Source organism: Paenibacillus sp. UNC496MF, assembly GCF_900113915.1.
GTDB lineage: Bacteria > Bacillota > Bacilli > Paenibacillales > Paenibacillaceae > Paenibacillus_Z > Paenibacillus_Z artemisiicola.
The window spans coordinates 552,916-578,525 of sequence record NZ_FORE01000005.1 but is presented as its reverse complement, the minus strand read 5'-3'; the positions used below and the strand labels follow the sequence as shown (position 1 = coordinate 578,525).

Genomic DNA, 25,610 nt, shown 5'->3' with positions numbered 1-25,610 from the left:
ACGCGTGGTCGCACTTCGGACGCAGGCGCTGCGCAAGGTGTTCGCGGTCAAGCGCAAGGACGCCGGCTTGGCCGGGAGCTTCCGGTCGCTGCTGAGGCCGGCATGGGAGGAGAAGGTCGCGGTGCGCGGCATCGATTTGACGGTGCAGCAGGGGGAGATGGTCGCGTTCCTCGGGCCGAACGGGGCGGGCAAATCGACGACGATCAAGATGCTGACGGGCATTTTGCATCCGTCCTCGGGCGAGGCGAAGGTGCTCGGCTTCACGCCGTGGCGCGAACGGGAGAAGCTGGCTTACCGCATCGGCGCGGTCTTCGGCCAGAAATCGCAGCTGTGGTACCATCTGCCGCCGATCGACACGTTCGACCTCGTCAGCCGGATCTACGAGCTCGACCGCCGCGACTACCGGCGCCGGCGCGACGATCTGATCGCGCGCTTCGAGCTCGGCCCGTATTTGCGCACGCCGGTGCGCAAGCTGTCGCTGGGCGAACGGATGCGCTGCGAAATCGCGGTGTCGTTCCTTCACCGGCCGCAGCTGCTCTTCCTCGACGAGCCCACGATCGGGCTGGACGTCGTCGTCAAGCAGCGGATACGAGAGCTGATCCGCGAGTCGAACCGTACGGAGGGGACCACCGTGTTCCTGACCTCGCACGACGCGGGCGACATGGAGGAATTGTGTTCGCGGGCGGTCGTCATTCATCACGGCGGGATTTTGCTCGATGCGCCCGTCGACCGGCTGAAGCGGGAGGTGCTGAACCGCAAAATCATCTCGCTCACGATGGCCGCGGGCTCCGACGCCTCCGCGCTGCCGCCCCTCCGCGGCACGAGCGTCATCGCCCGGGACGGCCGGCGGCTCAAGCTGGCCGTCGACCTGGCGGCGACCGACATCGAAACCGTGCTCGGCGCGGTCATCGGCGCGTATCGGCTCGACGACGTCACCGTCGAAGACCCGCCGATGGAGGAAATCATCACGCACATTTACGGAACGGGAGGGCAGCGGCCATGAGCATCGCGAACGAATTGACGGATAACCGGCCGAGGCCGCTGTCCGCCAGAGGCTTGAAGGCCGCCGCGGTCGCCCGGATCATGATGCGGCAGCAGCTGGCGTACAAGACGGATTTTCTGATGCGCGCGAGCTTCATGTTCATCATCCTGTTCGTGTTCGTCCAGCTCTGGTCCGCGGCGTACGGCGGCGACCGGACGCGCGTCATCGACGGCTATACGCTGAAGCAGATCATTTGGTACCTTGTCTTCACGGAGGCGATCACGATGGGCGTCCCCGCGCTGTGCGGCTTGATCGAGAACGAAGTGAAGAGCGGCGACATCGCGGTCCGGCTGATCCGGCCGCTGTCGTACGTCGGCTATCATTACGCCGCGTACGTGGCCGAAGCGGTCTTCCGTTTCTTCGTCCATCTCGCCGTCGGCGGCGCCGTCGCCTGGCTGTGCGTCGGGCCGCCGGCGTTCGGGCTCGGCTGGCTGGGCTTGTTCTCGCTCACGCTCGGCGCGCTCACGATCGCGTTCTTGCTGAACATGATCGTGGCGCTGTGCGCCTTTTGGGTCGAGGAGACGCGGGGCATGGAGTTCGTGCTGCACAAGCTGCAGTTCACCGTCGGCGGCATGCTCCTGCCGCTCGACCTGATGCCGGAGCCGCTGCAGCGCGCGTGCGCTTGGCTGCCGTTTCAGGCGATGCTGTATTTCCCCGCGCGGACGGCGGTCAATTTCGGGTCGGCGCCGCTCGGCGAGCAATTCGCGATTCAAGCCGCGTGGATCGCCGTTCTGACGGCGGCGGTGCTGCTGATCTACAGGAGAGGAGTGTCGAAGCTGCATGTCAACGGCGGATAACGAGCGGGCGCGGATCGGCAAGGAGAAACCTCCGTCATGGGCGAGACGGGCGGCGGGCACGCTCGCTTTCCTGCTTACCTGCTGGAAGGTGAATCTGGCCTCCGCGATGGAATACCGCGCGAGCTTCTTCTTGATGGCGGGGATGATGTTCATCAATAACTTCATGTGGCTGTTCTTCTGGAGCCTGTTCTTCGGCAAGTTTCCGGTCGTGAACGGCTGGGGGCTGAACGACGTCATGCTGATGTGGGCGGTCGGGGCCGGCGGCTTCGGCTGGGCGAATCTGCTGTTCGGCAACTTCAACCGCATCGCCCCGATCGTCGCGAGCGGCCAGCTGGACGTCTACCTGTCGCAGCCGAAGCCGGTGCTGCTGCACGTGCTCGCGAGCCGGATGTCGCTGACGGCGGCGGGGGACTTCGCGTTCGGGCTCGTCGTCTACGCTTGGGTCGGCGACCATTCCGTCAAAGGCGTGCTGCTGTTCGCCGCGGCGCTCTTGATCAGCGGCACGATCTTCATGGGCGTCGTCGTGCTGGCGGGCAGCCTCGCCTTCTTCATGGGCAACGCGGAAGGCTTCGCGCAGCAGGTGTTCAACAGCTTCGTCGCGCTGTCGACATACCCTTCCGACATCTTCAAAGGGCTGGCGAAGGCGCTGCTCTTCACGGCGCTGCCCGCGGGATTCATCAGCTTCCTGCCGATCGGCCTGATGCGGGACGCCGATCCCGCGTTCGCGTGGAAGGCCGTCGCCGCCGCGCTCCTCTTCGGCGCGGCCGCCGTCCTCGCGTTCCGGCTCGGCCTGAAGCGGTACGCCTCGGGCAACGCCATCGTGCTCCGCGGATAAGGCGCGGCCTGCGGCTCGGCCGAGACCGATCCGAGGCCTTGCGCCCGAAATGCCGACATAAAAGCGCCCGTTCGCGCGGCCCGTTCACGGCCGCGGCGGACGGGCGTTTTTTAGTACATTAATTTCTTTTAAAGGCGCTTTCCAGTGTAACCTTTTGTTCCCATGCACCGTCTATTCGGTAGTAAGATTAGAGTTTTCTCATGGGAAGGGGGTTTCGCGGTCGAAATGGGATGGAGGAAGAGCAAGCAAATCGCGGCCGAAGCTGCCCGAAACGACGTACATAAGGAAGAACCCGGGCCGGCGGTTGCGGACGTCCAAGCGAAACCGCTGCTCGTCGTCGAAGGCGTCGAACGGACCTTTCAAGCCGGCGGACAACCGCTGCACGTGCTGAAGGGCATTGATATGGAGCTGAAGCCCCGGCGGCTGGTCATGCTGCGCGGACGTTCCGGCTCCGGCAAAACGACGCTGCTGAACATGATCGGCGGGCTCGACCAGCCGTCGAAAGGACATATTTTTTTCAACGACTTGCCGTTCCACGCGATGAGCGACGACCAGCGCACGAAAGTGCGGCGCAAGGACATGGGCTTTATTTTCCAGGCGTTCGCCCTGATGCCGCTGCTGTCCGCCTACGAGAACGTCGAGCTGTCGCTCCGCATGGCGGGCGTGCCCGGCGCCGAGTGGAAGCCGCGGGTGGAGCATTGCCTTGAGCTCGTCGGCCTGGCCAAGCGGATGCATCATCGGCCGTTCGAGCTGTCCGGCGGCGAGCAGCAGCGCGTGGCCATCGCCAAAGCGATCGCCCACCGGCCGAGCCTGCTGCTGGCGGACGAACCGACGGCCGAGCTGGATTCGCAGATGGCCGCGCAGATCATGTCGGTCTTCCAAACGATTATCCGTACCGAGCATGTAACGATTTGTATGACAACGCACGATCCCACGATTTTGGAGGTTGCCGATCATGTTTACGAAATGGTTGACGGGAAGTTCATTTAAGGCGGCGGCCGCGATCGTCATCGGCGGTTCGGTGCTGCTGGCTTCGACCGGCTGCTCGCTGCTGCCGGACGAGGCGAGCGAGGAGGTGCTGCCGGAAATCGCGCCGCCGCAAATCTCCAAGAAGCCGGAGTACGAGGTGACGACGACGACGCTGGAGACGAAGCGGACGGAGATCGGCAAAATGATCGCCACGCAGGAGGAGACCCTTTATTTTACGCTCGACGGCAAACGGCTGAAGGACTTGAACGTGAAAATCGGCCAGAAGGTGACCGCCGGGCAGGCGATCGGCTCGCTGGACGTCGACGACATGCGCAAGCAGCTGCGCTCCGACAAGCTGAATTTCTCCAAGGATGAGCTGCAGATGAAGGACACGCTGCGCAAGAAGGACGAGATGGACCCGATCGAGTTCGAGCTGGCGAAAATCGCGTTCGAGGAGAAACGCCAGGCGCTCGCGGACGCCGAAGCGGAGATCGCCAAAGCGGAGCTGACGGCGCCGTTCACGGGCACGATCGTCAGCCTCAGCGTCTCGAAGGGCGACGCGATCAAGGCATATGACCCGGTGTGCATCATCGCCGACACGGGCAAGCTCACGGCGGCCGCCAAGCTGGCGCCGGAAGATCTCGAGGGCGTCGCGGTCGGCATGCCGGTCGTCGTCGACATCAACAACGCCGGGGAATTCGCCGGCAAAGTGACGCAGCTTCCCGTCGTCTCGAACGATGACGAAAGCGGCGGCAACGGAGGGAACGGGGGCAACGGCGGCGCGCAGCGTCCGGAACGGCCGGAGGATTTTCTGACCGTCTCGCTCGACAAGCCGCTGCCGGCCGGCGTCACCCGCGGCACTCCGCTGTCCATCTCCATCATCATGGACCGCAAGGAAAACGCCGTCGTCATCCCGCCGTCCGCGCTGCGCTCCATCGGTTCGCGCACGTACGTGCAGGTCGTCGACGCGGAAGGCAAGCGCGAGGTGGACGTGGAAGTCGGCCAGCAAACCGCGACGGAAGTGGAAATCCTCAAAGGGTTGACGCCGGGGCAGAAAGTCGTAGGTAAGTAGCGTATGGGGATCCAGCTATTTCGCTTTCTGTTCCGCAAAATGTGGAATACGCGCTGGATGACGCTCAGCTCGCTCGCGGGCCTGATCATCGCCGTCGCCTTCGCGACCAGCATCCCGATGTACGCGGACGGGGCGCTGAAGCGGGTGGTGGCGCAGACGCTCCAGGACGAGAGCGGCGGCCTGCCGGCCGGATCGCTGCTCATGCGCTACCAGGAGACGTCGTCCAAGACGGACCTGAACGGGCTGAACGCGGTCGGCGCGTACATCCGGGACGACGTGCCGAAGCTGATCGGCTTTCCGTTCGCGACGTACAGCCAGAGCCTCGCGATCCGCAGCGCGGACCTGACGCCGGTCGATCCGTCCAAGGTCGACGCGAGCCGGGCGCGCACGATGGCCATCACGACGATGACGGGGCTCGACAAGAAGGCGGAGCTGACGCAGGGCCGCTGGTTCAAGGACGCCGTCGGCGACGGCGACACCGTCGAAGCCGTCATGATGGAAGAGGCGATGTACCGCGGCGACGTCCATATCGGCGACGAATTCGAGTACCCGATCTACGGCGCGAACAGCATGACGCTGAAGGTCAAGATCGTCGGCGCCTACAAGCCGCTCAAGGATACAGACCCGTTCTGGTACCAAGGCATGGAGAGCCTCATGAGCACGCTCACGGTCGGCGACAAGGCGTTCCAAGACGGCCTGCTGAAGGAACGAAACATTCCGATCCATACGGCCAGCTGGTATTACGCCTTCGACTTGAAGGAGATCAAAACAAGCCAGCTCGCGCCGCTGACGCAGACGCTGGACCGGCTGAACATCGACCTGTATCAGCGCCTCAAGGATACGCGGGTGGAAATCTCGTTCGCCAAGCTGCTCGGCGAGTTCAAGACGCAGAGCCTGCAGCTGCAGATGCTGCTCTTCACGCTCGCGGCGCCGATGCTGGCGATGGTGTTCTACTTTATCACGATGAACGCGCGCCAATCGCTCGACAAGCAGCGCAGCGACATCGCGGTACTGCGAAGCCGGGGCGCGGGAACGAGACAGATCGTCGGCATCTATTCGCTCGAAGGGTTGTTCCTCGGCATCCTGGCGCTGGCCGCGGGACCGCTGCTCGGCTGGTTCATGGCGAAGAGCATCGGCTCGGCGAACGGGTTCCTGGAGTTCGTCAACCGCAAGTCGATTCCGGTCGGCTTCACGTCCGACGCGGTCATCGCGGGGCTCGGCGCGGTCGTGCTCGCCATGCTCGCCACCGTCATTCCGGCCGTGGTGTACGCGCGGGCCTCGATCGTCGACTACAAGAAGCAGATCGCGCGCTCGGACCGCAAGCCGTTCTGGCAGCGCTGGTTCGTCGACGTCCTGCTGATCGGCGTCGCCGGCTACGGCTGGTACCTGTTCAACGAACGCCAGATGATCTCGATCAAGAGCAACCTGACGACGGACCAGCTGAACGTGCAGCCGTTCCTGTTCTTCGTGCCGGCGCTGGCGATCTTCGCCATGGGGCTGTTCTTCCTGCGGGTATTCCCGTGGCTGCTGAAGCTGTTCAACTGGCTCGGCCGGAAGCTCCTGCCCGTGCCGCTGTATCTGACGCTGACGCAGCTGTCGCGCTCGTCCAAAGGGTATTACCCGCTCATGATCCTGCTCATTCTGACGCTGGGCCTCGGCGTGTACAACGCGTCGGCGGCGCGCACCATCGATCTGAACTCGACGGAGCGGACGCTATATAAATACGGAACGGACGTGATCGTTCAGACCGTCTGGGAAGGACGCACCGAAGTCATCAATACCGGGGGCGGCGGTTCCGGCGGCAATACCGGCAGCGGCAATGGCGGCGGCAGCGGGGGCTCCGAAGGCGGCCAAGGCGGCGGCAACGGCGGCAATGGCGGCAGCGGCGGGTCCGGGGGCGGCGGCAACGGCGGCCAAGGCGGGGGCGAAAGCATCCCGACGCGCGTCAATTACAGCGAGCCGCCGTTCGAGATCTTCCGCAAGCTGGACGGCGTCGAAGCCGCGGCCCGCGTCCTGCAGACGAAGGCGAACATCGTCGTCTCGGGCCGTTCGATCGGCCAAGGAACGGTCATGGGCATCGACAACGTCGATTTCTCGAAGGTGGCCTGGTTCCGCAACGACCTGTATCCGGTTCATCCGTTCAACTATTTGAAAAATCTCGGCCTCTACGAGCAGGCGGCCATCATTCCGTCGAACGTGGCGGAGAAATACCAGCTGAAGCTCGGGGACACGATCACGGCGGGCATGCAGGACGGCGTCGTGGAATTCGCGGTCGTCGGCATCGTGCCGTACTGGCCGGCGCAGTATCCGGACCAATCGCCGTTCATCATCGCGAACCTGGATTACATCTACGACCAGGTGCCGATCATTCCGTACGAGGTCTGGCTGAAGATGAAGCCCGGCGCCTTGACCGCGCCGATCATGAAGCAGCTGGAGAGCGCGGGCATCGAGCTCGCGGACGTGAAGGACGTGCGGATCGAGCTGGCGGCCCAATCCAAGCATCCGACCCGGGGCGGCGTCTTCGGCATTCTCAGTCTGGGCTTCCTGGTCTCCATCATCATCTCGCTGACGGGCTACATTCTCTTCTGGTTCTTCAACCTGTCGGGACGGATCGTGCAGTTCGGCGTCCTGCGGGCGATGGGGCTCTCGCGCAGGCAGCTGACCGGCATGCTGCTGCTGGAGCAGGTGTTCACGGCGGGACTGTCGATCGGCCTCGGCATCGTGATCGGCAAGATCGCCAGCCTGCTGTTCCTGCCGTTCCTGCAGACGACGGAGAACGTGGCGAATTCCGTGCCGCCGTTCCGGGTCGTCTTCGACGCCAAGGACACGAACCAGCTGTACATCGTCGTCGCCTGCATGATGCTGATGGGCGCGCTGCTGCTGCTGGCGCATATCCGCCGGCTCCGGGTGCACCAGGCCGTCAAGATGGGAGAGGAGCGCTAACCGATGATTACTTGCGAAGGCTTGGTGAAGATTTACAAATCCGACGATCTCGAGGTCGTCGCGCTCCAGGGGCTGAACCTTCAGGTCCGCGAAGGGGAGATGATGGCGATCATCGGCAACAGCGGAAGCGGGAAGTCGACGCTGCTCAATATCTTGGGCGGCCTCGACCGGCCGTCCGCCGGCAGCGTCACGGTGGGCCAGTGGGATTTGCTCAAGATCACCGACGAGCAGCTGGTATCGTATAAACGCGACACCGTCGGCTTCATCTGGCAGAACAACGCGCGCAACCTGCTGCCGTACCTGTCCGCGCTCGAGAACGTCGAGATGCCGATGATGTTCAGCGCCAAGCTCGACCGCGCCTATGCCAAGCAACTGCTGGAGTGGGTCGGGCTCAAGGACCGGATGCACAACAAGCTGCATCAGCTCTCCGGCGGCGAGCAGCAGCGGGTGGCGATCGCCATCTCGCTGTCCAACCGGCCGAAGATGCTGCTGGCCGACGAGCCGACCGGCTCCGTCGACACGCGGACGTCGGATATGATCATGGAGATCTTCCGGCGGCTGAACCGGGAGCTCGGCATCACGATCGTCATCGTCACGCACGATTTGTCCCTCGCGGGCAAGGTGGACCGCGTCGTCGCCATCCGCGACGGCTTGACGAGCACCGAGTTCATCAAGCGGAATCCGAATTTGGACGACGATTTCGAGCAGGGCGGGCTGGCGCAAGGCAATGTACACGAAGAGTACGTCGTCGTGGACCGCGTCGGCCGGCTGCAAATTCCGAAAACGTATTTGACGGCTTTGAACATTACAGATAAAGCATCGATGGAATTCGACGGCGAGCGGATCATCATATCGCCGCCCAAATCATTGGAGGGGTAAACCGAATGAAGAAGAAGCAGCGAGGCAACGGGAAAATCGTACTGAGGGCATCGGCGGCGGCGCTGTCCATGGCGCTGGTCGCGTCCGGCCTGGCGGCGTGCAGCAAAGGATCCGGCAGCGACGACGGCAAGCAGCACGTGCTGCGCGTCGGCTTCGTCGGCTCGAACGCGGATACCGAATCGTACTACCGCCAGCAGTTCACGGACGGCTACGAGCTGACGCATCCGAACGTCGACATCGAGATCGTCGCGGCGATCAACTACGACGACCAGCGCTTCCAGCAGCCGGATCCGAACCAGAAGAACCCGGACGTATACGAGAAGGTCAAGGAAATGATGAACGGCAGCAACCCGCCGGACGTCGTCATCATGGATTCCGGGGTGCTCCGGCGGCTGACGCAGGACAATTTGGTCACGAAGCTCGATACGCTCATTCAGGACAAAGAATTCGACATCGACGACATCGTGCCGACCGTGCTCGACGGCATCAAGGATCTGGGGGACGGCAGCATTTACGCGCTGACGCCGACGTTCAGCTCCTCCGCTTTGTACTACAACAAAAAAATGTTCGCCGACGCGGGCATCGAACCGCCGAAAGACAACATGACCTGGCCGGACGTCGTCACGCTGGCGAAGCGGCTCGCGAAGGGCGACGGCAAGGACCGCAAGTTCGGCCTGTCCTTCAACCGCTACACCGGCGATCCGTACTGGGATTCCCAGACGTATTCGGCTCCGCTGCAGCTGAAAATGTTCGACAACAAAGCCGAGAAGATGAGCGTCGACAACGCATCTTGGAAAAAAGTGTGGACCGACATCGCCGATCTGTACGAGTCGAAAACGGTACCGACGCAGGAAGACGTCAACAACGGCGCAGGCGGCGGCATCATCAAGGACAAAGCCGTCTACGATCCGTTCCAGGGCGACCTGTTCCTGAGCGGCCGCGTGGCGATGATGGTCGCCGGCTACGATTACGTGACGCAGCTGTCCGCCGCCAAGGACGCCTCGGCCAAGAACCAAGAAATCAAATCCGTGGACTGGGACGTCGTCACGGTGCCGCAATTCACGGAGGTGCCGGGCGTCGGCGGCAACATCTATTTGAACAATCTCATGTCGATCAACGCGAAGGCCCAAAATCCGGACGACGCGTGGGATTTCATCGCCTTCAACAACAGCAAGGAATGGGCGAAGCTGAAGTCCCGCAGCACGTACGAGATGGTGTCCCGCAAGTCGTTCCTGAAGCCGAAGGACGGCATGAGCTACAACATCGCGGCGTTCTATACGCTGAAGCCGGTACCGCCGCAGGATCCGGCGATCGACAAGCTGTACCAAGACAAACCGAACCTCTACCAAGTGCAAAATCTCGCGCAGCCGCTCTTCCAGGAGGTGCTGCAGAAGAAGAAATCCGTCGACGCGGCGCTGAAAGAATGGCAGACCAAAGGCGACGCCCTGCTGCAGCAGATCAAGGCGAACCCGAACGGGCCGATCGACGGGGTAGGCGGCGGCGTCGGCTTCGGCGGCGGGCCCGCAGTCGACGTGAAGCCGGTCGGTTAACGTGTAACGAAAACGGCAGTCGCGCTTAGGCGCGGCTGTTTTTTTTCGCCGCCTGCCGCGCGCGTGCTCCCGGCGACGCAACGCTTATTTTCGGCCAAACTGGGAACGCTATTCGAAACGGCAATGGAAGGGGCTGCGCTCATGAAATGGGTTTATTGGGGTCGCTTGTACGACACCAAGTTTCAAGCAAGCTGTCTGGTCCGGCGGATGGAGAACGATTGGTGGGTCTACGGCTACGAATGTCCGCAGGAAATCGAAGTGTTCCGGTCGCGCAAGGGGAAATTTGGCGTTCGATTCCTGCCATAGCAGATTTATGCTTGACTTATTGTTTATTCTTATAGTATATTAACAGTTGTCGCCATTGAATGATTCTGCTGTGAATCGGTGTTATCGCGGGGTGGAGCAGCTCGGTAGCTCGTCGGGCTCATAACCCGAAGGCCGCAGGTTCAAATCCTGCCCCCGCAACCAACCTTTCGATTATTATCGCAAGGGCCCTTAGCTCAGTTGGTTAGAGCGGTCGGCTCATAACCGATTGGTCGGGGGTTCGAGTCCCTCAGGGCCCACCATTCCACGGATCATCCATCATAACTTGCCGGGGTGGCGGAACTGGCAGACGCACAGGACTTAAAATCCTGCGGTGGGTGACCACCGTACGGGTTCGATTCCCGTCCTCGGCATTACGGACAAACCTTGAGCAATCAAGGTTTTTCACTTTTTGATCGCCGAATCGTTCATCCAACATCCTGCTTGCTTCATTGCAGCGCACAGGATTCGAAATAAGGACTTCCTCGTACATTGTTGTGCGGAGGGAGTTTTTTTTATGGCTGGAATCGATAAATCGGCCGCTTGATGGTTAGTGAGAGAAGGGCCAATCGATGACTCGGATATCGATTGAACTGCTCGAAGGAGGTTCATGCGCAGCTGTGCATGAGAGGAGGAGAACAAAAATGAGGTACTCCGGATAAAAGGATCCCGAAGTACCTTCAGCGGTTAGGGCTTCAGCCAAACGCCGCCTTTGCCGTCGTAGTCCCGGCCGAAGGCAATCAGTGGATTCGCATCCGCTTTCTTAACCAGGAATGCCGCATACCCGCTATCCGAAGCGCCCTCGTATAAGCTGGCCTCGAGTTCATCGGGCGTAACGACGCTTGCCTTTTCATAATCCTTCCCTTGCGACGAGACCAAGGTGAAGCTATACGAGTTGAAACGCACCTGGGCGTCTTTCTCGTTATTCTTGACCACTTTAACATTGATTTTTGCCAATACGTATTCATAGCCGTCAGGAGCAGGATCGTTGAACTGATTCTCTTCGTGGATCATTTGCCATGCCCGGTCGCCGCGTATGACTTCCTCAAGGGTAAGCTGCCCCGTGTACGAGTCCGAATAATCCTTCACGCTATAAGTAACCGTCGTGCCAAGCGGCGCGGGATTGCTGCGGCTCAATCCGATCGAACCAACCGGAGGCGTCGTCGAGTTCCCCGTTCCCGTCGACGGGCTCTGAGAGGCATTATTGTCGACCTTAACGGTCTTTGTGGAAGCGTCGTATTGAATGTTTGCGCCAAGCAGCGTACCGATATCCCTTAACGGAAGGTACGTCAACCCATTAATGACCTTCGCATCGGTGTTGGCCGCTTTCCCGTTAACCATAATCGTGAATTTCGTTGCTGCGTAAGCACCGAACGCGGTCGAAATCGCGATGACTGAAGTGACGGCAGTGGTGACGATAATCTTCTTTTTCATCCTTAGGACCCCCTACAATTGTCTATGAAACGCCTCATTTTATCACGATATTCAGTAGAAGAGAATCAAGTTTTTAGAAATTCCGAAAAATGGCGCGACCGCATTTATTTGAACATAGGATAGGGATTTTCGAACGGACCTGTCTACGTTTGAGTTTCCTCGCCCGACCTCCTATACTTAGAACCATGCAACGCCCCATTCCTCCGAACGGTTTCATCAGCGCGGAAGACGGGTTTACTAGGATAGAGGTGATGACGATGACGAGACTGGCCAAGCCCGCGTTCAAGAACGATTGGGCCGGCGTGCTGGAGCGGGAGATGGACCAGCCGTATTTTCAAACGCTGCTGGACGAGCTGTCGCGCCAGTACGAGCGGGAAACCGTATACCCGAAGCCGTCCGCGGTTTTTAACGCCCTGCATTATACGTCCTTCGCGGGTACGAAAGCGGTCCTGCTCGGACAAGACCCTTACCACGGCCCCGGGCAGGCGCACGGCCTCAGCTTCTCGGTGCTGCCCGGCGTGAAGAAGCCGCCATCGCTGCAAAACATGCTGAAGGAGCTGCACGACGATCTGGGCAGCGCGATGCCGGACCATGGCTGCCTGATTCCTTGGGCGCGGCAGGGCGTGCTGCTGCTCAACACGGCGCTCACGGTGCGCGACGGAGAGCCTGGCTCCCATTCGCGGCTCGGCTGGGAACGATTCACGGATGCCGTCATCCGGGCGCTGAACGAGCGCGAACGGCCGGTCGCGTTCGCGCTGTGGGGCAAGCACGCGCAGACGAAAGAATCGCTGATCGATACGGCGCGTCATTTCGTCCTCGCGTCGCCGCACCCGAGCCCGCTCTCCGCGCGCCGGGGCTTCTTCGGCAGCCGTCCGTATTCCAAGATCAATGCCTGCTTGAAGCAAATCGGCGCGGAGGAGATCCGCTGGCCGCTGCCTTCGCTCGCGGAGCTGGAAGCGGCGGCGGCCGGCGAGCGCGCGGCGCGGCGCTTATGATTTAGCCCTTACCGGCATGATAGAACGCTGCGTTCCGCAGCTCGATCGTGCAGCTTTATTCCTTGATCACGGGTAGAAGAGGGGGAGTCGACATGGGAGACCAAACGCAAGCAAAACCCAGATCGGTCCGGTGGCTGAATCCCGCTTCGGGTTATTTGGCCGGCTACGCCTATACGCTGAACCCGTACGTCGGCTGCGCGTTCGGCTGCTCGTACTGTTACGTGAGGCGGATGCCGGTCGCGTTGTTCCGGGACAGCCCGTGGGGCGAGTGGGTCGATCCGAAGCGGTTCGACGCGGACGCGTTCCGCCGGGAATGGCGTCGGGCGCTCGCGAAGGGCGACCTGACGGTGTTCATGTCGTCGGCCACCGATCCGTATCAGCCGGCCGAGCATGCCGAACGGCTGACGCGGCGGCTGCTCGAGATCATGGCTGAGGAGGAGCCGCCGCGGTTTCTGCTCGTGCAAACCCGCAGCCCGCTCGTGCTGCGCGACGCGGACCTGCTGCTGCGGCTCGGGGATCGCGTCCGGGTCAGCATGACGGTCGAGACGGACCTTGAAGCCGTCCGCAAGGCATTGACGCCGTCCGCGCCGCCGCTCGCGGCCCGGCTGCGGGCCATCCGCGGGCTGCGCGAGGCCGGCGTGCCGGTCCAGGCGGCCGTGTCGCCGCTGCTGCCGTGCAGCGACGCGTTCCCCGCGTTGCTCGCGTCGGCGGTCGAGCGCGTCGTCGTCGACGACTTCTTCCGGGGCGACGGCAGCGGCGGAAAGCGCTCCGCGCAGCTGCGCATGGCCGATCGCTACCGCGAGCTGGGGGCGGAGGCGCAGTACGCCCCGGAGACGGCGGACGCGTTCGTCCGGACGCTTCGGCAGGCGATGCCCGAAGGCGCCGTTTTTTTCGGGCAGGAAGGCTTCCTGCCCTGATCGTCCCGGCGCCGTTCCGGCCGCGCGCGGTCGGCGCACGAAGAAGCCCCCGTTATCGTCGATAACGGGGGCTTCTTCATGGTCGGTCCGGATCAGTCGCGCTGCGTGTCGCCGTCGCTGCCGATGATGCCCGCGGACCCGCCGGCCGAGGAACCGGACGAAGAGCCGGTACCGGCGCCTTGGCCGCCAAGCACTGCTTTGTACGCGGAGGAGACGTACGTGACCGCCTTCACCTGCGTGATGACCTGCGGATACATTTTGCCCTTCTCGGGATAGATCGGTTCGACGTACACGACGGCTTGGTCCCCGTCGAACGCGATCGACGCGATCCGGATGCCGTAACCCGGATTCGGCGCCTGCGCGCTGACGGTCACCTCGTTCACGTCGGCCGAGACGGCCTTGGCGGAGAGCGTCAGATCGGACAGCGGAAACGGCTGCTGATCGACCGGCGGCTCGATCGGCTCGTGAGTCGCGACGAACCGGATCGTATCGTAGAGCCAGCCAGCCGCGTCGCCGCGCGTGATCGCCGCCTTCGGCTCGAAGCGCTGCGTATCGTCCAGCTTGGCGATGCCCGATACGAGAAGCCGCTGTACGCTGCCCATGTAGTCCGGGTTCACCTCCGCTTCGTCCTTCAAGACGACGTAGAGGTCGATGAAGGCATAGTCGCCTTTCTTGAGCAGCGCCTGCATCAGGTGATGCGCGAACTGCTCGCGGGTCATGACGGCGCTCGCCTTCGTGTCCCGCGGAATATCGAGCCCGTTCATGGCCGCGATAATGAAGGCGTTCGCGTACCACGCATCGTCCTTCATATTCGGAAAGCTGTCCGTTACCTTCGGTTCCTTGATGAAGTTAATCCCGTCCAGGTTTAAGCCGAGCCCGTTCACGATCATGGAGATGCCCGCGGCGTACGTCAAGCTGCCGTTCGGATCGAACGTATCCGTCTTCGGATCGCCCGACAGGATGCCGAGCTTCTGCAGCTCGGCGATCTTGGCTTCGTTCGGATGTCCCTTCGTGTCCGAGAACGCCCATACCGACTGCGTCAAGGCCGCGATCAGCAGCAGCATGACGCCAAGCGCGGCGATCGGTTTCTTCATTTTACCCACCCCGTTTGCCAAATAATTGTAATGGCTTGCATCTATGTAGACGCTTCCCGTTCCCGAAAGGTTGCACGGGCCGGTACGCGCCCCGATCCGGTCGCTAAGGCCGGATCGTGACGCGCGTATGAATCGGCACGAGGGCGGACAGCGCGAGCACGTCTTCGTTATGCATGCGGATGCACCCGTGCGACACTTCCCGTCCGATCGATCCCGGATCGTTCGTGCCGTGGATTCCGTAATGCGGCTTCGAGAGCCCCATCCACAGGACGCCGAACGGGCCGCCGGGATTCGGCTCTTTGTTGATGATTTCGTACTCGCCCGTCGGCGTCCTCGTGACCATCCGGCCGATGCCGACCGGGAATCCGCGTACGACGATGCTTCCGTCCAGCAAATAGAGCTGGCGGTCGGACAAATCCACGATAATCCGGTATTTCGGCATGCTGCGTTCCCTCCCGTTCGCCCTAGTCTATGTCCGGCGGGCGGAAGGGGATTGGATGCGGGCGCCCAAACGGCGCGAAAGGCGATTCGGCCGAGCCGCTGCCCGTGTAATGAGGGATAAGGGCGGTCGAAACGCGCGAGCCGCGTACCAAGGGCGGCCGCCGCGAAAGGAGAGCGAGCGACATGACGATGCCGATCTATTACGTCTCGATATCCGCGCGCACCATCCAGGCCGAGCCGCCGGAGACGGATCATCTGGCGATCCGGGCGAACGAGCGGCAGCTCGAAGCGCTGCAGCGCAAGCTCGACCGGGAGGACCGGAACGACGAGCTGACGTCGGCCCGGGCGATCATCCCGTACAAATCGGCGGAGCGCGATCCCGCGACGGAGGAATTCAGCGCGGATTTGCTGGATTTATACGCGTACGTGTACGAGCTCGGGACGCCGGAGACGAAGGCTCATATCGCGTCCATGCGTATTTTGCCCAAGCTGACGAATCAGAACGCGAATTTGCCGGGTTACTCTTCGTAGCCAGGCGGAAACGGACGATGCCCGACGAGGCGTCGTCCGTTTTCGCGTTCCGGGCGTATGACGGATGGCGGCCGGTTCCATGCACCTCAAGGGGGCGGCTGTCATAGTCTAGTAGAAAACGGAGGTTGATAGAGTTGGATTTTACCGTGATTCAGGAACTGATCGATCCGTCGCTCTATATCCTGCTTGCCGCCTGCTGGGTGTTGGGCTATGCGCTGAAACGGACGCCGCATGTGCCGGATTGGTCGATCGTCTACATGTTGACGGTGTTCGCGGTCGTCGTATCGCTCTTCATGCTCGGCTTCAACGTCAAGAGCGTGCTGCAAGGCATCCTGACCGGCGCGTTCTCGGTCTACGGCCACCAACTGTTCAAACAAGCGAGGAAGGGAGCATCCGGGGACGATGCAGGCCAGACGAAGCAGTAACGTCCGAGTGGTCGACGTTTCCCATCATCAGGGCGACATCGATTGGGGGAAGGTGAGCGCGGGCCGCGTCGCCGGCGCGTTCATCAAAGCGACGGAAGGCGCGACGTTCGTCGATCCGCTGTTCGTTGTCAACGCCGCGGCGGCCGCGAAGGCCGGCCTGCGCATCGGCTTCTACCACTACGCGCACCCGGAGCGCAACGGGGCGAAGGAAGAGGCGGCGCATTTCGTCGAGACGATCGGGGAGCGGAAGGCGGATTTCCCGCACGTGCTGGACGTGGAAGGGGAGGCGTCCAAGCTCGGCGCGCTGACGACGTGGTGTTCGACGTGGCTGAAGGAGGTCGAGCGGCTGACGGGCCGCCCGGCGATGATCTACACCGGGGCCAGCTTCGCCGATACGTATCTCGGCAAGAGTCTGGGCAAATGGCCGCTATGGATCGCGCATTACGGCGTCGATCGGCCGGCGGGCAACGAGGTGTGGAAGCAGTGGTCGGTGTTCCAATATACGGCGAAAGGAAGAGTCGGCGGGATTCAGGGCAATGCCGACGTGAACGCCATGGAGAAAGCCTTCTTCGACCGGTACGCCGGCGGCACCGCTTCCGTCCCGAATCCGGCCGCGAACGGCGACGTGACCATTGTCGCCAACGATAAGCCGGTCCCGAACGGACGCGCCTTCGACGGGCACGCGTATCTCCCGCTGCGCCAGCTCGGCGAAGCCTTGAACGTGCCGGTCGAATGGCGGGCGGAGGAAGCCGCGCCGTACCTCGGAGGCAAGCCGGTCGACTCGTATCTCGTCGTCGGCGGGAAGACCTATGTCAGCCTCCAAACCGCCGCGGCGCTGCTCGGCGGGACGGCTTCATGGGATGCGGATGCGAAGACGGCTTATCTGAACGTGAAGGGCTAGATGCAAAGAACCCCCGCCGAATGTATATTCGCGGGGGTTTTTGGCATAAAAAAAGCTCTTGATCGCTCAAGAACTTCGGTGGATGAGGATGGTGATCTGGACAGGGTTCGAACCTGTGACCCCTACCCTGTCAAGATAGTGCTCTCCCAGCTGAGCTACCAGATCACGATGAAATTGTTTCCTTCAGTAAAATAGATTATATAGGCGTTTGAGCGAAAACGCAAGGGGTTTACGAACATTTTTTGTGCGTTCAAGGAACGGGCTTGCGGGGCGGGCCGACGAATCGGAAGACAAGCCTGCATACGGGCCGGCCTTGGAGGCCATACTACTCTTTCGTATGGAAAGACAACCCATGCGCGCGTCCGTCCCGAGGGGACGCGCGCATGCAACGGGAGGGATCCGCGACACGATGAAACGCATTATGATGCAAGGCGCCATGATCTGGGCGGCGGCAGCGCTTCTGCTGGCTTCCTGTTCGGCGCAGGACGGAACGAAGGCCCGGAATGCCGGAAACGTCATTAAGCTGAGGACGCAGGGGGACGCGCGCGTCTTCGCTTCCGAGCATATGAACGACCACGGCCGGATCTGGATTCCGGCCGAACGGGCGGCCGCGCTGCTCAATTACCGCTACGACCTCAAACCGGGAATCAACGCGGCGTCCATCGGCTTCAGCGACCCGCTCTATACGTTGGCCGCGGATTCCAAACGCGCGTCGATCGGCGATCAAGCCGTTACGCTGCGGGAGGCGCCCCGCATGATCGGAACGTCGCTGTACGTAGAGCTTGGTTCGTTGTCGCAGCTGATCGAAACGCCGGTCCGTTGGGACGCCCGCAGCAAGACGGTCGTCGTGGCGCCGCGCATAGAGCCGGTGAAGCAGACGACGATGGACAAGCGCGGCAATACGCTGCGGGCCGCCGCGGCCGGAAGCCCGAAAGCGGAGACGGCGATCGCCTTCGCGAAGAAATTCGTCGGCACGCCTTACCGGTTCGATGCCGAGCCGTACGCGCAGAGCGACGCGTTCGACTGCTCGTCGTTCATGCAGCATGTATTCAAGCACGTCGGCGTCGAGCTTCCGAGGAGCGCCCAGGCCCAATCGCGAATCGGGCAATCCGTCTCCCGCGACAAGCTGGCGCCCGGCGATCTCGTGTTCTTCTATACGCCGGGCCGCTATGCCAGCCGCGACATCGTCGGTCACGTGGGCATGTATCTCGGCAATAACCAGGTCATTCAGACGTACGGCGAGCCGGGCGTCACGATCACGCGGCTGGAAGGGGATTGGGACAAACGTTTCCTGTTCGGAAGACGGGTGCTGTAGCCGCAGCTTGCCGCGAGGATGCAGCGAGAAGATCATGAACGGCTGCGTCCGTCCATCACCGGCGTCCGCTGTCAAACAAACGAAAAGAGGCCCATGCGTTTACGCGCATGGGCCTCTTATTGCGATGTCAGGCTGCGAATCTCGGATCGCGCCTTTCGAATACCATCCTGAAAAACAAAAAAATCCTTAAAGACTTAAGGATTTTATCACGTGAGTTATGGTGATCTGGACAGGGTTCGAACCTGTGACCCCTACCCTGTCAAGATAGTGCTCTCCCAGCTGAGCTACCAGATCATATTGTGCGTTCGTCTCAGTGACAAGTAATAATATAACAAACGGCGAAAGCGAAGTCAACCGTTTTTTGAAATAAATGTTCTAAGCGCGATCCGGCCCGCATAAGGTGTACTCAAGCAAGCGATTTCGGGAGAGGCGGGTTGTCTAGTGGAGGAAGCTGCCTATTTGGCGGTATGGCTGATCGGATTGTTCGGCATCGTCATTACGGTTTGCGCGTACGTGGCCAAGGTCGTCATCGACGATACCACGGATTACGACGAACGCTACGTGTGGAGGCGGAAGCTGCCTCCGGAAGCAGGCGGCAAGCGCTGACGGGGCGGCGATCGGGTTTGATTCCAGGCTGAGCGGGTATACTACTTCCAGACGAAAGCTTTTCCATAACCGGGAGTGGTTGCCATGAAACGCATGCTCGCTGTTCTATGTATCTCGCTGTGCGCCGGCTGCGCGCAGTCCCATTCCGCCGTCAACGTGACGGCGCCTCCCCAGGCCGAATTGTTCGAAAGCGTGACCAGGACCGTGTATCCGCAGGACCAGTCCGTGTTCGGCAGCGTATACGACCCGGAAGGGGAGCCGCGCGATCTCGTGCCGGCCATGCCCGGAGAAACGCCTCCGGAGCAGCGGCAGCCGCCGCTGATGACTACCGATTGAGTCCGATCGAACTTGGACGCCGCCGTCCGGGTGCCCCGCGCATCCGGACTTTTTTGGCGCCGCGACGTGCATAACCGGCCGTCCGCCGGGAAAAGCTACTTACGCATCCAATCGCAAGAAGGAGGGATTTCCATGGTACGCATGCATCATCCAAGCGGCGAAGCGGGAGGAGCGGACAGAGAGTCGTTCGTGGCGGCCCGGAAAAACGGCGACGGCGATCTGATGTCCTTCAAAACCTCGTCCGGCCGCGAACTGAACTACGAGCAAGCGCTGTCCGCCGTGCAGAACGGCGAAATCGCCGGCGTCAACGCCTTCAAAGGGCGGGACGGCGAAACGTACATCCGCGGCGACGCGGACGGCGATCCGACGAACAATCTGGACCAGCTGCCGACGTACTGACGGCCGATTCCATACGAAAAGCCCGCGCTCGCGCGGGCTTTTGTCATGTCTGACGGCAGTTTCGGCGATTGCGGCGGCGTCAGGACCAAGCCGTTTAAAACCGGTACCGCTCATGCTGCTCGACGAACGTCATCACGCCGGTCTTGCCTTCGTATTGCGGCTTCGTGTCGTCATAGTGCATGAGCCGAATCCGCTCCCGGATATGGAGCGGCAGCGACTCGAGCTCCTCGAGCGTCGTATGCACCACGCCCGGCGGCTTCAGCTGGCAGTCGTGAAAAATCGTCCGGACGCCGCGTTCCTCGACGAGCGCGCGAAGCAGCTCGGGGTGGAAGGTCAGGTCGGCGGAATAGAAGAAATCGTCGTTCAGCACATACGAATAGCTGATTTTGTTCGGGATATGCGCGGTTCGAATCGGCTCGGCGGCCAGACCCGGGATCAGCTCCGTCCGGACGCCGGGCTGGATCAGCCGCACCTCGAAGTAGTCGTCCAAGGCGGCGAATTCGTCCTGCAGCAAGCCGCCCTTGAGCGACGTTTCCCAGAGCGGCCCGGCCAGCGGCTCCGGCACGAACAGCAGCGGCTTGCGCCCGAACCCGAATTTCATCCGGAAGGCGAGCTCCTCCATGCCTCCGACGTGATCGGCATGAATGTGGCTGATCAAGACGGCGTCGATATCCGAAAGCGGCTTGCCGAGCCGGTGAAGCGACTGATGCGCGGTAGTGCCGCAATCGAGCATCAGCGTATGCGAATCCGTATAGATAAGCGCGTTCGTGTTAAAGTACGTTTTCGCGAACGCGCTCCCCGTTCCGAGCATTTGAATATCCAAGCGGACACCCCCTAAGCACACGATATTTTTCAATTTATCATCTCCCGCCGGAAATGAAAAGAAAAACGCGTTCCCGTCTCTTAAGCCAGGCACACTCGTGAAGGGCCGTCATACGATAGCATGAAACGGAACTTAGAATGGCGGGTGCGGACAATATGGCTTCAGGCGGAAAAGGAAAAGCGGCAAAGAAAAAATCGGCCTCGGACCGCAAACAGGCGGTGCTCAAGATCGTGCTCTCGGATACGTGCGCGGTGTGCAAGACGCCGTGCGGGAGAGGGATGCGTTACTTGGACCGGATGCGGAAGCCGGGCGCGACGGGCAAAGGCGTGCCCTGCGTGTTGACGCGGACGTTCGTGTAAGGGGTTCGTTTCCCGGCTTCGCATTTCCCGGGCAAGCGCAGGTTTCAACATAAACCGACAGCTCCGGAAAGGAAAAAACTTTTTGCGTTGGCGCAACTTTGGACGACTTGGCGAGTATAACCATTCATCCAGACATCGGACGGAGGGTCTACTACCATGAAGTTCAGAAAGCTTCTGATTGCGTCGCTGGTGTTGTCCTTATGGGGCGGAACGATGCTGTTCGCGGACGGGGCTTCGCAGCGCATCCGCGTCATCGTCAACGGCGGCGAATTGAACGATGCGGGCATTTTCTCGGACGGCAAGACGTATCTATCGGCGAGACAGGTCGCGAATACGCTGCAATCGCTCGTCTTCTGGGACGATGCCTCGAAGAAGGTGACGATCTACAAGCCGAACGTGCACATGTTCCTGTTTCAGGACACGACGATCTTCGGCAACGTCGTCAAGGGCAACAAGATCACGTTCAAGGTGTTCGCCCAGATCGACAATCTGCTGACCGACATCTCGGCCGTGAAGCTGACGATCGCCGACCCGAGCGGAGCCGAGCAGGTCATCCAATCGAAGAACGTTTCCGTCGACAAGGATAACTTCTGGTACCGGACCGACGATTATACGTATACGTTCGATGCGGCCGGCAAATATACGATTAACTTCTATATGAAAGTGTCGTCCGGCGACGACTGGAACCTCGTGTCCCAGAAGACGATCACGGCCAAGGCTCCCTGATTGCGCATGCGCTTCCGCCCCGTTGGCGGAGGCGCTTTCGTTTGACCCGGGCCATGTTCCATGTTACGATACGAGGGAAGATATCTATGAATGGAAATGAGGGTCTACAATGAGCGATCACGTGCATGACGAGAACTGCGACCACGATCACGACCACGAAGAGCACGTATTCCTTGTCACGGACGAGGAAGGCAACGAACGCGAAATGGTCATGGTCTTCACCTTCGAATCGGAAGAACAAGTATACTCCGTGCTGCTGGATCGCAACGATCCTGAAGCGGACGGCGTCATTTTCCGCATCGAAGAAGAAGACGGCGAGGCGTTCCTCGTGGGGATCGAGGATGACGCGGAATGGGATCGCGTGACCGCGATTTACGAAGAGATCGCCAAGCGCGAAAACGAAGCCAACAACTAAAACGAAAACTCCGCTGCCGACCGGCACCGGAGTTTTTTTAATTTCATGCCATGAAAGTCATTTGCGGGGGTTAAAGTAAATCGTCCGGCCGTTGAACAGCTTGAGTTCGGCCTTCAACTGCTTGGCCATGTACTTGCACAGTTCGTTCGCCTTCGCCTTGTCGCCGTGCGTGGCGGCATCCGGGAGCGTGACCTGCACGTGGGACACGGAGGCATCGCCGTTCGTCTCCGAACCGACGCCGAACAGGATGTACCGGTACTGCGGCGTCGTTCCCTTCAGGTAGAACCAGCGGTCTTCTTCGCCCGGCTTCGCCTCGATCGTATACGGAAACGCGGCATCGGCATAGTCCCACTCGAGCTGACGGCCCGTCAGCGACGTCTGTTCCTTATAGCGGCCCAGCCGCTCCTTGACGTCCTCGAGGCTGAGCGCGTCGACCGCGGAACCTTGCACGAACTTTATGTAAGCGCTTTGACTCATCATCGCCACCTCCAAACCCATCATAGCATCCCGAAATTCGATTGACAATAACCGGAAACCGGCGCGCAAAAATCCCCGGGCCGCTCGGGTAGCGAGGGGCGCCGGGGATTCGTTCGATAGGCTGGAAGATCCGGGGCGGCAGCGGGATTAAGAGATGGCTTCTTCTTCCACGATGACTTTGACGAATTGAATGCTGCGGTCCTCGGGTCCTTTCACCGGCAGTCCGACCTCGACGTGATCGACGATGTAGTCGATGTTCGTCTGCGAGATAACCTCGCCCGGAAGCAGAATCGGGATGCCAGGCGGATAGACGTAGATGAACTCCGCGATGATGCGGCCGGCGGATTCCTTGAACGGCACGACTTCCGTATCGGCGTAGAACGCGTCGCGCGGCGTCAGCGAGAGATGGGGAATCTCCGGAATCTTGACGATCAGCTCGTTCGCCTCGTTCACATGATGCTGCGCGGCCAGGTCGTGCAGGGCGACGAGCAGCTTGCCGATGGAATCCTCCGTATCGCCCGGCGTCACGAGGGCCAGGATATTGTACATGTCGCTGAGCTCGACTTCGATGTTGTAATGCTCGCGCAGCCAATTCTCCGTCTCGTAGCCGGTAATGCCGAGATGGCGGACGTGAATCGTCAGCTTCGTCGGATCGTAATCGTAGGTGGCCTCGGTGCCGAGAATCTCTTCGCCGATGCAGTAGAGACCGGGCATTTTGTTGATTTCGGCGCGGGCATGCTTGGCCAGGTTGATCGCGCGCTCCGCGATGTCGTGGCCGTTGATGGCGAGGTTCCGGCGCGACGTATCGAGGGAAGCCAGCAGGATGTAGGACGTCGACGTCGTCGTCAGCATGCTGATGATCGTCTGGACGCGCTTCTGGTTGATGCGCTCGCTGCGCACGTTCAGGATCGAGCTCTGCGTCATGGAGCCGCCGAGCTTATGCACGCTCGTCGCGGACATATCGGCGCCGGCCTGCATCGCCGACATCGGCAGCTTCTCGTGGAAGTGAATGAGCACGCCGTGCGCCTCGTCGACCAGTACGGGAATGTCGTAGCTGTGGACGAGATCGACGATTTCCTTCAGATCCGCGCATATGCCGTAATACGTCGGGTTAATAACGAGTACCGCCTTCGCGTCGTGGTGGCGGTCGAGCGCGCGCTGCACGGCGCGCGTCGTGATGCCGTGGTCGATGCCGAGGTTGGCGTCGCGGGCCGGCGAGATGAAGATCGGCCGGGCGCCGGCGAAAATGATGGCCGACATGATCGACTTATGCACGTTGCGCGGCACGATGATCTTGTCGCCGGGGGAGCAGACGCTCAGGATCATCGTCATGATGGCGCCGCTTGTCCCTTGCACGGAAAAAAAGGTATAATCAGCTCCGAACGCGTCGGCTGCCAGTTTCTGGGCTTCCTCGATGACGCCCGTCGGCTGATGCAGGTCGTCCAGCGGCGCTATATTAATGAGATCGATCGACAAGGCGTTGTCGCCGATAAATTCGCGGAATTCGGGGTCGCTGCCGATTCCCTTCTTGTGTCCGGGAATATGGAATTGCACGGGGTCTTTCGCCGCATGCTCCCTAAGGGCGGTGAACAGCGGGGTCCGGGTATGATCCATGGTTTCATCCCAGCCTTTCATCTTGGATTGTTACAAACAAAGTTGAGTATAGCAAAATCGGGGGGGATTGCAAGCGGCTTTTTTGTTGAGACTAGAAGGAATAAAGGCGATCCGGAACTAGGGTTGGAGGGGGGACCGACATGGAAATCGCGAAGAGCTGGGGCGGCAAAAAGGCGCTGTCCTCGCCGTTCGTCATTCAGCTGCTCGTCATCATGTATTTGGTCGAATTCGTCAAAGGCGCGCTGCTCGTCTCGATTCTGCCGGTCTATATGAGAACGGACCTGAACCTGACCGCTTACGCGGTCGGTTGGGCGCTCGCGCTGCAATATATAGGAGACAACGCGTTCCGCTCGCCGCTCGGCTGGATCATCGACCGCATCGGCTACCGGTACGTCATGCTGTTCGGCGTGCTGTTCACGAGCGCGTCGGTGCTGATCATCACCTTCGCGAGCGGGTTCGGCTGGATCGTGGCCGCCTGCCTGCTGCTCGGCGTCGGCACCTCGCCGCTCTGGCCGTGCGTCATCAACGGCGCCACGACCGTCGCCGGCAACGAAGCGAGCGGCACGATCATGAGCGTCGTCTACATGGCCTGGCTGACGGGCGTCGGCTGCGGGCCGATCGTCATCAACTTCTTCATCGTCCATTCGTACGCGCCGGCGTTCCGCGTGCTGATCGGCATGATGGTCGTCGTCGTGCTGGTGGCGCTCGCCCTGCCCGGCCGGACGCGGTCGTTCGCGCTGGAGGAGCGCGACGCGCGCGCCGAATCGGAGCATAAGCATCTCCCGACGGCCGTCCGCGTGCGGCGTTATTTCGCCCGGGTCGGCGCTTCGCTGCATGCCAGCAAGCTGCTCTATCCGGCGATGTTCACCCAGAACTTCGCGCTCGGGCTGCTTACGCCGGTGCTCACGCAGTACGCGCGCACGGTGCTGCACCTGACCCCGCAGGAATACAGCCTGTACCTGGTCGCGGGCGGCGCCGTGACGGTGCTCGGGCTCATCCCCGTCGGCAAATGGGTGGACCGCTTCGGCACGCGATGGTTCCTGCACGTCGGCTTCCTCGTCGCGGCGTTCTCGCTCGGCATGCTGGGCTATACCCGCGAGCTGCCGCTCGTGCTGCTGGTCGTCGCGTTCGTCGGCATCGGGTACGCCTGCATCATCCCCGCGTGGAACGCGCTGATCGCGCAGGCGATCCCGAAGGCGGAGCGGGGCGCCGTATGGGGATTCTTCCTCACGATCGAAGGGCTCGGCATGGTATTCGGCAGCATCATGTCCGGGAAGCTGTGGGACAAGCTCGGCCCGCACGCTCCGTTTCTGTTCAGCGGCGCCGTCCTGCTCGTCTTGTTTGTTCTTCATTTGTTCATAACAAGACACCGGACGGATGTGGTACGATGATCGGAGTGGAGGGAATGCAAC

Annotated in this window: 28 protein-coding genes and 5 tRNA genes; 25 read left to right on the top strand and 8 right to left on the bottom strand. The window is 61.3% G+C overall.

The genetic code is table 11. The features are described from left to right. The first annotated feature begins 4 nt into the window (after positions 1–4). From BMZ79_RS07675 to BMZ79_RS07625, 12 genes are all read left to right on the top strand, one after another. Positions 5–1,003, top strand: a complete 999-nt coding sequence (locus BMZ79_RS07675) for an ABC transporter ATP-binding protein (protein ID WP_090638244.1) — start codon at positions 5–7, stop codon at positions 1,001–1,003. Next, positions 1,000–1,839 carry an ABC transporter permease gene (locus tag BMZ79_RS07670; RefSeq protein WP_256252597.1) on the top strand — a complete coding sequence of 280 codons (840 nt, stop codon included), beginning with the start codon at positions 1,000–1,002 and terminating at the stop codon, positions 1,837–1,839. Before BMZ79_RS07675 ends, BMZ79_RS07670 begins: the two co-directional genes overlap by 4 nt. Beyond that, positions 1,823–2,674: an ABC transporter permease gene (locus tag BMZ79_RS07665; protein ID WP_090638241.1), complete on the top strand. Its 852-nt coding sequence runs from the start codon at positions 1,823–1,825 to the stop codon at positions 2,672–2,674. Before BMZ79_RS07670 ends, BMZ79_RS07665 begins: the two co-directional genes overlap by 17 nt. Positions 2,675–2,899: 225 nt before the next feature. After that, on the top strand, positions 2,900–3,664 hold the full coding sequence (locus tag BMZ79_RS07660; protein ID WP_090638239.1) for an ABC transporter ATP-binding protein: 765 nt from the start codon (positions 2,900–2,902) through the stop codon (positions 3,662–3,664). Continuing rightward, positions 3,630–4,715 (top strand): efflux RND transporter periplasmic adaptor subunit, encoded by a 1,086-nt coding sequence (locus BMZ79_RS07655; RefSeq protein ID WP_090638236.1) that lies wholly within the window; start codon positions 3,630–3,632, stop codon positions 4,713–4,715. The genes BMZ79_RS07660 and BMZ79_RS07655 overlap by 35 nt, the downstream gene beginning before the upstream one ends. Positions 4,716–4,718: 3 nt before the next feature. Further along, complete coding sequence (locus BMZ79_RS07650; RefSeq protein WP_090638234.1) at positions 4,719–7,658, top strand: ABC transporter permease; 2,940 nt, start codon at positions 4,719–4,721, stop codon at positions 7,656–7,658. Positions 7,659–7,661: 3 nt separating this feature from the next. Then, positions 7,662–8,537 (top strand): ABC transporter ATP-binding protein, encoded by an 876-nt coding sequence (locus BMZ79_RS07645; protein WP_090638231.1) that lies wholly within the window; start codon positions 7,662–7,664, stop codon positions 8,535–8,537. Between the two features lie 5 nt (positions 8,538–8,542). Next, positions 8,543–10,087: an ABC transporter substrate-binding protein gene (locus tag BMZ79_RS07640; RefSeq protein WP_090638229.1), complete on the top strand. Its 1,545-nt coding sequence runs from the start codon at positions 8,543–8,545 to the stop codon at positions 10,085–10,087. A gap of 141 nt (positions 10,088–10,228) precedes the next feature. Continuing rightward, positions 10,229–10,393: a hypothetical protein gene (locus tag BMZ79_RS34210; protein ID WP_177222044.1), complete on the top strand. Its 165-nt coding sequence runs from the start codon at positions 10,229–10,231 to the stop codon at positions 10,391–10,393. An 85-nt stretch (positions 10,394–10,478) separates the two neighbouring features. Next, a tRNA-Met gene (locus BMZ79_RS07635) sits at positions 10,479–10,555 on the top strand. Between the two features lie 21 nt (positions 10,556–10,576). Then, positions 10,577–10,653: transfer RNA gene (locus tag BMZ79_RS07630), tRNA-Ile, on the top strand. Between the two features lie 25 nt (positions 10,654–10,678). Beyond that, positions 10,679–10,764, top strand: a tRNA-Leu gene (locus BMZ79_RS07625). A 313-nt stretch (positions 10,765–11,077) separates the two neighbouring features. On the opposite strand, the gene BMZ79_RS07620 is transcribed toward BMZ79_RS07625, so the two are convergent. Beyond that, positions 11,078–11,824, bottom strand: coding sequence for a stalk domain-containing protein (locus BMZ79_RS07620; RefSeq protein WP_090638226.1), 747 nt, complete (start codon positions 11,822–11,824; stop codon positions 11,078–11,080). Positions 11,825–12,075: 251 nt separating this feature from the next. Between BMZ79_RS07620 and BMZ79_RS07615 the strand changes: the two genes are divergently transcribed. Both BMZ79_RS07615 and BMZ79_RS07610 read left to right on the top strand, forming a co-directional pair. Next, on the top strand, positions 12,076–12,819 hold the full coding sequence (locus tag BMZ79_RS07615; protein ID WP_256252596.1) for a uracil-DNA glycosylase: 744 nt from the start codon (positions 12,076–12,078) through the stop codon (positions 12,817–12,819). A gap of 92 nt (positions 12,820–12,911) precedes the next feature. Then, entirely contained in the window at positions 12,912–13,736 is an 825-nt protein-coding gene (locus BMZ79_RS07610; protein WP_090638223.1) for an SPL family radical SAM protein, read from the top strand. Positions 13,737–13,828: 92 nt separating this feature from the next. Here the strand turns inward: BMZ79_RS07610 and BMZ79_RS07605 are convergent, their stop codons facing one another. Both BMZ79_RS07605 and BMZ79_RS07600 read right to left on the bottom strand, forming a co-directional pair. Continuing rightward, positions 13,829–14,830 (bottom strand): S-layer homology domain-containing protein, encoded by a 1,002-nt coding sequence (locus BMZ79_RS07605; protein WP_090638221.1) that lies wholly within the window; start codon positions 14,828–14,830, stop codon positions 13,829–13,831. 103 nt (positions 14,831–14,933) lie between these two features. Then, positions 14,934–15,272 carry a L,D-transpeptidase gene (locus tag BMZ79_RS07600; protein WP_090638218.1) on the bottom strand — a complete coding sequence of 113 codons (339 nt, stop codon included), beginning with the start codon at positions 15,270–15,272 and terminating at the stop codon, positions 14,934–14,936. A gap of 182 nt (positions 15,273–15,454) precedes the next feature. On the opposite strand from BMZ79_RS07600, the gene BMZ79_RS07595 reads away from it, so the two are divergent. From BMZ79_RS07595 to BMZ79_RS07585, 3 genes are all read left to right on the top strand, one after another. Continuing rightward, the gene (locus tag BMZ79_RS07595; RefSeq protein ID WP_090638215.1) at positions 15,455–15,802 is read left to right on the top strand and encodes a hypothetical protein; all 348 of its coding nucleotides are present in this window, start codon (positions 15,455–15,457) and stop codon (positions 15,800–15,802) included. Between the two features lie 134 nt (positions 15,803–15,936). Further along, complete coding sequence (locus BMZ79_RS07590; protein WP_090638212.1) at positions 15,937–16,227, top strand: phage holin family protein; 291 nt, start codon at positions 15,937–15,939, stop codon at positions 16,225–16,227. Positions 16,228–16,234: 7 nt separating this feature from the next. Further along, on the top strand, positions 16,235–17,128 hold the full coding sequence (locus tag BMZ79_RS07585; RefSeq protein ID WP_256252595.1) for a GH25 family lysozyme: 894 nt from the start codon (positions 16,235–16,237) through the stop codon (positions 17,126–17,128). Between the two features lie 89 nt (positions 17,129–17,217). On the opposite strand, the gene BMZ79_RS07580 is transcribed toward BMZ79_RS07585, so the two are convergent. Further along, positions 17,218–17,293: transfer RNA gene (locus tag BMZ79_RS07580), tRNA-Val, on the bottom strand. 244 nt (positions 17,294–17,537) lie between these two features. On the opposite strand from BMZ79_RS07580, the gene BMZ79_RS35475 reads away from it, so the two are divergent. Then, on the top strand, positions 17,538–18,443 hold the full coding sequence (locus BMZ79_RS35475; protein WP_305728339.1) for a C40 family peptidase: 906 nt from the start codon (positions 17,538–17,540) through the stop codon (positions 18,441–18,443). A gap of 218 nt (positions 18,444–18,661) precedes the next feature. Here the strand turns inward: BMZ79_RS35475 and BMZ79_RS07570 are convergent. Further along, positions 18,662–18,737: transfer RNA gene (locus BMZ79_RS07570), tRNA-Val, on the bottom strand. A 147-nt stretch (positions 18,738–18,884) separates the two neighbouring features. Here BMZ79_RS07570 and BMZ79_RS07565 point away from each other — a divergent pair. The 3 genes from BMZ79_RS07565 (at position 18,885) to BMZ79_RS07555 (ending at position 19,784) form a co-directional block, all read left to right on the top strand. Next, positions 18,885–19,049, top strand: a complete 165-nt coding sequence (locus tag BMZ79_RS07565; protein WP_240546018.1) for a hypothetical protein — start codon at positions 18,885–18,887, stop codon at positions 19,047–19,049. A gap of 84 nt (positions 19,050–19,133) precedes the next feature. Next, positions 19,134–19,385, top strand: coding sequence for a hypothetical protein (locus BMZ79_RS07560; RefSeq protein WP_090638203.1), 252 nt, complete (start codon positions 19,134–19,136; stop codon positions 19,383–19,385). A 132-nt stretch (positions 19,386–19,517) separates the two neighbouring features. Next, entirely contained in the window at positions 19,518–19,784 is a 267-nt protein-coding gene (locus tag BMZ79_RS07555; RefSeq protein ID WP_256252594.1) for a DUF3892 domain-containing protein, read from the top strand. A 94-nt stretch (positions 19,785–19,878) separates the two neighbouring features. On the opposite strand, the gene BMZ79_RS07550 is transcribed toward BMZ79_RS07555, so the two are convergent. Then, a complete protein-coding gene (locus BMZ79_RS07550) occupies positions 19,879–20,607 on the bottom strand; it encodes an MBL fold metallo-hydrolase (RefSeq protein ID WP_256252593.1) in 729 nt (242 codons plus the stop codon). A 155-nt stretch (positions 20,608–20,762) separates the two neighbouring features. On the opposite strand from BMZ79_RS07550, the gene BMZ79_RS07545 reads away from it, so the two are divergent. The 3 genes from BMZ79_RS07545 (at position 20,763) to BMZ79_RS07535 (ending at position 22,107) form a co-directional block, all read left to right on the top strand. Further along, positions 20,763–20,966: a hypothetical protein gene (locus BMZ79_RS07545; RefSeq protein WP_177222043.1), complete on the top strand. Its 204-nt coding sequence runs from the start codon at positions 20,763–20,765 to the stop codon at positions 20,964–20,966. A gap of 156 nt (positions 20,967–21,122) precedes the next feature. Then, entirely contained in the window at positions 21,123–21,692 is a 570-nt protein-coding gene (locus tag BMZ79_RS07540; protein WP_090638200.1) for a stalk domain-containing protein, read from the top strand. Positions 21,693–21,801: 109 nt separating this feature from the next. Next, a complete protein-coding gene (locus BMZ79_RS07535; protein WP_090638197.1) occupies positions 21,802–22,107 on the top strand; it encodes a DUF1292 domain-containing protein in 306 nt (101 codons plus the stop codon). Between the two features lie 57 nt (positions 22,108–22,164). Here the strand turns inward: BMZ79_RS07535 and BMZ79_RS07530 are convergent, their stop codons facing one another. Next, positions 22,165–22,584 carry a DUF1885 family protein gene (locus BMZ79_RS07530; protein WP_090638760.1) on the bottom strand — a complete coding sequence of 140 codons (420 nt, stop codon included), beginning with the start codon at positions 22,582–22,584 and terminating at the stop codon, positions 22,165–22,167. A gap of 147 nt (positions 22,585–22,731) precedes the next feature. Continuing rightward, the gene (locus BMZ79_RS07525; protein ID WP_090638195.1) at positions 22,732–24,198 is read right to left on the bottom strand and encodes an aminotransferase class I/II-fold pyridoxal phosphate-dependent enzyme; all 1,467 of its coding nucleotides are present in this window, start codon (positions 24,196–24,198) and stop codon (positions 22,732–22,734) included. Positions 24,199–24,338: 140 nt separating this feature from the next. Here BMZ79_RS07525 and BMZ79_RS07520 point away from each other — a divergent pair, with 140 nt between their 5' ends. Further along, a complete protein-coding gene (locus BMZ79_RS07520) occupies positions 24,339–25,589 on the top strand; it encodes an MFS transporter (RefSeq protein WP_090638193.1) in 1,251 nt (416 codons plus the stop codon). Positions 25,590–25,610: the final 21 nt, after the last annotated feature.

Bases quoted from the DNA above. Each gene is read 5' to 3' on its own strand.
- BMZ79_RS07615 (WP_256252596.1), top strand. From the start codon at position 12,076: ATGACGATGACGAGACTGGCCAAGCCCGCGTTCAAGAACGATTGGGCC.
- BMZ79_RS34210 (WP_177222044.1), top strand. From the start codon at position 10,229: ATGAAATGGGTTTATTGGGGTCGCTTGTACGACACCAAGTTTCAAGCA.
- BMZ79_RS07670 (WP_256252597.1), top strand. From the start codon at position 1,000: ATGAGCATCGCGAACGAATTGACGGATAACCGGCCGAGGCCGCTGTCC.
- BMZ79_RS07660 (WP_090638239.1), top strand. From the start codon at position 2,900: ATGGGATGGAGGAAGAGCAAGCAAATCGCGGCCGAAGCTGCCCGAAAC.
- BMZ79_RS07620 (WP_090638226.1), bottom strand. From the start codon at position 11,824: ATGAAAAAGAAGATTATCGTCACCACTGCCGTCACTTCAGTCATCGCG.
- BMZ79_RS07560 (WP_090638203.1), top strand. From the start codon at position 19,134: ATGAAACGCATGCTCGCTGTTCTATGTATCTCGCTGTGCGCCGGCTGC.
- BMZ79_RS07545 (WP_177222043.1), top strand. From the start codon at position 20,763: ATGGCTTCAGGCGGAAAAGGAAAAGCGGCAAAGAAAAAATCGGCCTCG.
- BMZ79_RS07525 (WP_090638195.1), bottom strand. From the start codon at position 24,198: ATGGATCATACCCGGACCCCGCTGTTCACCGCCCTTAGGGAGCATGCG.
- BMZ79_RS07530 (WP_090638760.1), bottom strand. From the start codon at position 22,584: ATGAGTCAAAGCGCTTACATAAAGTTCGTGCAAGGTTCCGCGGTCGAC.
- BMZ79_RS07540 (WP_090638200.1), top strand. From the start codon at position 21,123: ATGAAGTTCAGAAAGCTTCTGATTGCGTCGCTGGTGTTGTCCTTATGG.
- BMZ79_RS07600 (WP_090638218.1), bottom strand. From the start codon at position 15,272: ATGCCGAAATACCGGATTATCGTGGATTTGTCCGACCGCCAGCTCTAT.
- BMZ79_RS07610 (WP_090638223.1), top strand. From the start codon at position 12,912: ATGGGAGACCAAACGCAAGCAAAACCCAGATCGGTCCGGTGGCTGAAT.
- BMZ79_RS07640 (WP_090638229.1), top strand. From the start codon at position 8,543: ATGAAGAAGAAGCAGCGAGGCAACGGGAAAATCGTACTGAGGGCATCG.
- BMZ79_RS07655 (WP_090638236.1), top strand. From the start codon at position 3,630: ATGTTTACGAAATGGTTGACGGGAAGTTCATTTAAGGCGGCGGCCGCG.
- BMZ79_RS07520 (WP_090638193.1), top strand. From the start codon at position 24,339: ATGGAAATCGCGAAGAGCTGGGGCGGCAAAAAGGCGCTGTCCTCGCCG.
- BMZ79_RS07650 (WP_090638234.1), top strand. From the start codon at position 4,719: ATGGGGATCCAGCTATTTCGCTTTCTGTTCCGCAAAATGTGGAATACG.
- BMZ79_RS07535 (WP_090638197.1), top strand. From the start codon at position 21,802: ATGAGCGATCACGTGCATGACGAGAACTGCGACCACGATCACGACCAC.
- BMZ79_RS07645 (WP_090638231.1), top strand. From the start codon at position 7,662: ATGATTACTTGCGAAGGCTTGGTGAAGATTTACAAATCCGACGATCTC.
- BMZ79_RS07605 (WP_090638221.1), bottom strand. From the start codon at position 14,830: ATGAAGAAACCGATCGCCGCGCTTGGCGTCATGCTGCTGCTGATCGCG.
- BMZ79_RS07665 (WP_090638241.1), top strand. From the start codon at position 1,823: ATGTCAACGGCGGATAACGAGCGGGCGCGGATCGGCAAGGAGAAACCT.
- BMZ79_RS07595 (WP_090638215.1), top strand. From the start codon at position 15,455: ATGACGATGCCGATCTATTACGTCTCGATATCCGCGCGCACCATCCAG.
- BMZ79_RS35475 (WP_305728339.1), top strand. From the start codon at position 17,538: ATGAAACGCATTATGATGCAAGGCGCCATGATCTGGGCGGCGGCAGCG.
- BMZ79_RS07555 (WP_256252594.1), top strand. From the start codon at position 19,518: ATGGTACGCATGCATCATCCAAGCGGCGAAGCGGGAGGAGCGGACAGA.